Raw genomic sequence first — 4336 nt, forward strand, 5'->3', positions numbered from 1 at the left:
CGACCTGGCGCTGCTGACCGCGGCCGAGGGGGAACCCGAGCTCGGACGCCTCCTCGCCGACTCCCTGCTGGCGGCCCTGGTGCCGGGCGACCCGTTCCACCGCGAGCTCGCCGAGACGGCCCTCGCCTACCTGGATCACGGCAGCCGCATCGAGCCGACCGCCGCCGCCCTCCACGTGCACGGCAACACGGTGAAGTACCGGCTCCGGCGGCTGCGGGACCTCACCGGCCGTCCGCTCGCCGCCGCCTCCGTCGCCGACACCGCCCACTGGTGGTGGGCCCTGCGCACCTGGCTGGCGACCTCGTCCCGCTGATCAGGCGGAGGGCGCGGGCCAGTTCCGCAGGGCGACATCGAGGGCGTCCAGCGTCCTGGACCACGAAGTCTCCGAATCGCCCGAGTGCTCGAAGCCGCCGGACGCCTCCAGGCTGACGAAACCGTGGAAGGTGCTGCCAAGGAGGCGGACGGCGTGCGTCTGCTCCTCGTCCGGCACGCCGTAACCCCGCAGGATCGCCCGGGCCATCGCCGTGTGCTTGGGACCGGCGCTGGAGGCGGCCGTCTCCGGCGTCAGGCGCGTGCGCATGGCGTCGTAGCGGCCCGGATGCCGCCGCGCGTAGGCCCGGTAGGCATCGGCGAAGGCGACCAGGGCGTCCTTGCCCGCCCGCCCGGTCACCGCGTCCGCGACCCGGTCGGCCAGCTCCGCCAGGGCCAGCAGCGCCACCCGGACCCGCAGGTCGTGCGCGTTGGAGACGTGCGCGTACAGGCTCGCCACCGTGACGTCGAACCGGCGCGCGACCGCCGAGAGGGTCACGTTGTCGAAGCCGACCTCGTCGGCCATCTCCGCCGCCGCCAGTGCCAGGCGGTCCGCGGTCACCCCGGCCCGCGCCATGGGCCCCCTTCCAGAAACCTAAAGGCTTTAATAATTTGCATGGTACTCCTAGCTTGCATACCGTCGCAGACATGAACCCGCTCACCGAACAAGAGATCCGCGCGTCCTTCGTCAACTGCTCCAAGGGCGAGGCCAAGCGGCTCAACCTCCCCCGGGACTTCGCCGACCTCCCCTGGGACGACCTGGACTTCCTCGGCTGGCGCGACCAGGGCGCCCCCGAGCGCGCCTACCTGGTCACCGAGCACGGCGGGCGCCTCGTCGGCCTCGCGCTGCGCGCCACGGTCACCACCACCCGCGGCTTCACCGCGCGCAGCATGTGCTCGCTGTGCCTGACCACCCGGACCGGCGGCGGCGTCGCCCTGATGACCGCCCGCCGCACCGGCGAGCAGGGCCGCCAGGGCAACTCGGTCGGCCAGTACATGTGCGTCGACCTGGCCTGCTCCCTCTACGTCCGCGGCCGCAAGGAGAAGGCCGCCGGCGGCGGCATGGACGAGTCCTTGACCCTGGAGGACCAGATAGCCCGGGTCCGCACCAACCTCCAGACCTTCCTCACCAAGGTCACCCACTGACCCCCAGCCAACGAGCTGTCACCAGTGGGACGGCGGTGAGGTCCGGATGACGGCCCCGGGCAGAGCCCCCTGGGTGATCTCGCCTTCCGGCAGGGCGAGGTCGAAGTGCTCTCCGATCATGCGCAGCATGCGCCGCAGCCGCTCCGTTGGGGCGATGTCCTCTTCCTCCATGGCTTCTGGATCGAGCCCCGTCTGGTGCATGGCCTCCAGCAGGAGGGCAGGTTGCGCCCCGCCCATCTCGTCACCGTCGATGAGGGAGCAGGTAACGAGCGCCGCTCCGTCCTTGTAGTAGCTGAAGCGGGGCGGCGGATGGTCTTGCTGCGAGTCGAATACCAGCACCTCCGCGCCCCCCGTGGAGACCGCCACTGGGAGGAACCAGCCCTCGGCGCAGCCGGACTCGACGAGGAACGACCATTGGCCACTTCGGCCGAACCGCCCGACGGAGTAGACCCGCGCCATGTCGACCATGCGGCTCGCCTCGTCCGCAGTGAGGGCAGCAAGCATGTCGAGACTCGCGCGATCGGCGACGCGACCTACGAGTTCTTCAGGATCGATACCCCGGGCGCACGTGATGGAGAAGTCGGTGCATGTCGGGGAGCGGGCGCCGGACCAGCCGTCCGCGATCCATTCCAGGCCATCGGCCAAGACGAACACTCCTTTGTGACTGGGCGCTGAGCGTGGGGCCACTGCACGGCCTACTGGCCTAGCGTTCCGTAGTCATCGCTCGCTACGCGTTGGCGAGGATGTTCTACGGGTTCGGGGGGGGGTGCCGGGAGTCGGCGATGGCGGTTCTTGCGTTGGGCGGATGCCCAGGGCGGTTAGGCGGGGGAGTACCTCGGTGGCGAAGTAGGGGAGTTCATCGGTGTAGTTGAGGAAGGACAGGGCGATGCCGTCGAAGCCGGCGTCGGCGAAGGCGGCGAGGGAGTGGGCGACGTCGTCGGGGGTGCCGACCAGGGGGCAGCTTCCGTGACCCGCGGCGAACCTTCCGCGGTAGGTGCTGAGCATCTCGGGGGTGAAGGACTGCGCGTGCAGGCCTTGCAGGCGCATGACCTCGTCCACGGCGGGCCAGTCGGCGTGCTCGTCGGCGTAGTAGGCCAGGCGCTGCTCGGCTTCGGCTCGGGTGGGTCTGCAGACCACGTGGCCGAGCGTGAAGACGCCCACGGAACGGCCCATGGCCTCGGCGTCCGCTTTGATCGCCTTGACGATGTCCGCGCCGTCCTCCGGGCCGCCGACCACGGTGAACGCGTGGTCGGCATTGCGGGCGGCGAAGGAGCGGCCCTGCTGGGACGATCCGGCGTTCATGGTCAGCACCTTCCTGCCGTCGTACGGGCCGGGCGCGCCGACCACGCCGCGTAGGTGGAAGAAGCGGCCGTCATGGTCGAAGGGTTCGGTGCTCGTCCAGATGCGTTGGACGATGTCCCACCATTCCTGCGCGTAGGCGTACCGGGTGTCGTGGTCGGAAGGCAGGGAGAGGCCGAACATCTCGTATTCGGGGGCGTGCCATCCGGCGACGATGTTGAGGCCGGCGCGGCCTTTTCCGAGTTGGTCGAGCGTGGCCAGCTGCTTGGCGGCGACCACGGGATGGTGGAACGCGGTGTGCACCGTGCTGAACACCCGGATCCGCCGCGTCGCGGCGAGGAGGCCCGAGGCCCAGACCAGCGGATCGAGAGCGCTGCGGTGGAAGGCGGTGTCGGGGCCCCAGTCGATCCAGCGCGCGACCGGGAGCAGGAAGTCGAGCCCCGCCCGGTCGGCGAGCGTGGCGAGTCGCAGATTGTTGTCCCAGGTGGCGTGCCAGCGTTCGGGAACGGTGGTGATGGCCAGTCCCGATTCGGTGTTCGGAGAGAACAGGCCCAACTGGAAATTCATCGTGCCCCGCCTTCTTCCGGTCGCGGAGCCTTCAGTATCGAGAAGCGGCGTGACGGAAGAGGGCGGGGCGGGCTGGCCGGATAGCGCCAGTAATGCCGTTGTCTTGGAGCCTTGCCGGGCTCAAATCGGGCGGATCAGTGGCCGCAGATGTGTTGGTGTTCTAGTTCGAAGGGGACGGCTCCGGTCGTTGACGGGGTGACCTCCAGGACGAGTTCGCCTGCCCGGTAGACCGGGCGGACGAAGTCGTGGGTGGTCAGGAGCGTTTCGGGCGGCAGGGAACCGCCGAGTGGGTCGATGCGGTCCAGTGCGCCGGTCGCCAGGGCCTCCGCCAGGGTCAGCGTTCCCCGTAGGAGGTGCTGATTCGGGAAGCGGACGGCCCGCCCCTCGCGCCTGTGGTCGCGGAGGGCCTGGAGGGCGCCGGGGGAGTGCTCGGACGGGCCGGTGGCCTGGCCGTTCTCGGCTACTGCGGCACCTTGCGCGAGGAGGGCGGCGGTCGCTGCGGCGGTGGTCGCCGGGTCCAGTTCCACGGACGCGGCGTGGTGGGCCTCGGGGTGCCTCACCGGGTGGGTGCAGAGCAGGATCGGGTCCGGGACGGCGTCCAGGACCATCCGTTCCAGAGCCGAGCGGTCCCGGTGGCCCGCGTCGATGCCCAGGACGGTCATCGGACGTCCACGAAGACGGGGTTGGCGTAGCACCACAGGTCGTCCCAGGGGGCGGCCGCGCCTTGGACGTCCATCATCGGCTCGAGACCGTTCGCGCGCTTGCCGTCCGTGCCGCGCAGGCGCACGTAGAACGGGTCGCGGACGTTGCGGAAGCGGTGTTCGAAGTGCAGCACCGAGGCGTGGCGGCGCGGCGTGAACGACTCGACGACCGAGACGTGGGGGTTGGTGAAGGCGTCGCGGTCGGCGGCGGGGCCGGTGACCGCTCCGCGGATGAGGTCGAGGCGGGCCAGGCGGGGGATCTCGCCGGACGCGTTGGGGGTGGTGGCCGTCCGGACGGTGATGCGGACGGTGAC

6 protein-coding genes and 1 pseudogene are annotated in these 4336 nt (G+C 70.5%); 2 read left to right on the plus strand and 5 right to left on the minus strand.

Annotation, left to right across the window (positions count from 1 at the left end; all coding sequences use genetic code 11):
- The coding region (locus AB0J52_RS29535) for a helix-turn-helix domain-containing protein (RefSeq protein WP_500185826.1) at positions 1-313 on the plus strand (313 nt) is incomplete at its 5' end.
- On the opposite strand, the gene AB0J52_RS29540 is transcribed toward AB0J52_RS29535, so the two are convergent.
- Positions 314-886, minus strand: a complete 573-nt coding sequence (locus AB0J52_RS29540; protein WP_500185827.1) for a TetR/AcrR family transcriptional regulator — start codon at positions 884-886, stop codon at positions 314-316.
- A gap of 71 nt (positions 887-957) precedes the next feature.
- Here AB0J52_RS29540 and AB0J52_RS29545 point away from each other — a divergent pair, with 71 nt between their 5' ends.
- On the plus strand, positions 958-1455 hold the full coding sequence (locus tag AB0J52_RS29545) for an FBP domain-containing protein (RefSeq protein WP_500185830.1): 498 nt from the start codon (positions 958-960) through the stop codon (positions 1453-1455).
- A gap of 18 nt (positions 1456-1473) precedes the next feature.
- Here the strand turns inward: AB0J52_RS29545 and AB0J52_RS29550 are convergent, their stop codons facing one another.
- From AB0J52_RS29550 to AB0J52_RS29565, 4 genes and pseudogenes are all read right to left on the minus strand, one after another.
- Complete coding sequence (locus AB0J52_RS29550; protein WP_500185831.1) at positions 1474-2100, minus strand: DUF6461 domain-containing protein; 627 nt, start codon at positions 2098-2100, stop codon at positions 1474-1476.
- 72 nt (positions 2101-2172) lie between these two features.
- A complete protein-coding gene (locus AB0J52_RS29555) occupies positions 2173-3321 on the minus strand; it encodes an LLM class flavin-dependent oxidoreductase (RefSeq protein ID WP_500185833.1) in 1149 nt (382 codons plus the stop codon).
- Between the two features lie 134 nt (positions 3322-3455).
- Positions 3456-3983 carry a hypothetical protein gene (locus AB0J52_RS29560; protein WP_500185834.1) on the minus strand — a complete coding sequence of 176 codons (528 nt, stop codon included), beginning with the start codon at positions 3981-3983 and terminating at the stop codon, positions 3456-3458.
- Positions 3980-4336, minus strand: a pseudogene (locus tag AB0J52_RS29565) (phosphoesterase); the annotation flags it as partial. The gene AB0J52_RS29560 and the pseudogene AB0J52_RS29565, both read right to left, overlap by 4 nt.

This window comes from Spirillospora sp. NPDC049652 (assembly GCF_040675125.1).
GTDB lineage: Bacteria > Actinomycetota > Actinomycetes > Streptosporangiales > Streptosporangiaceae > Spirillospora.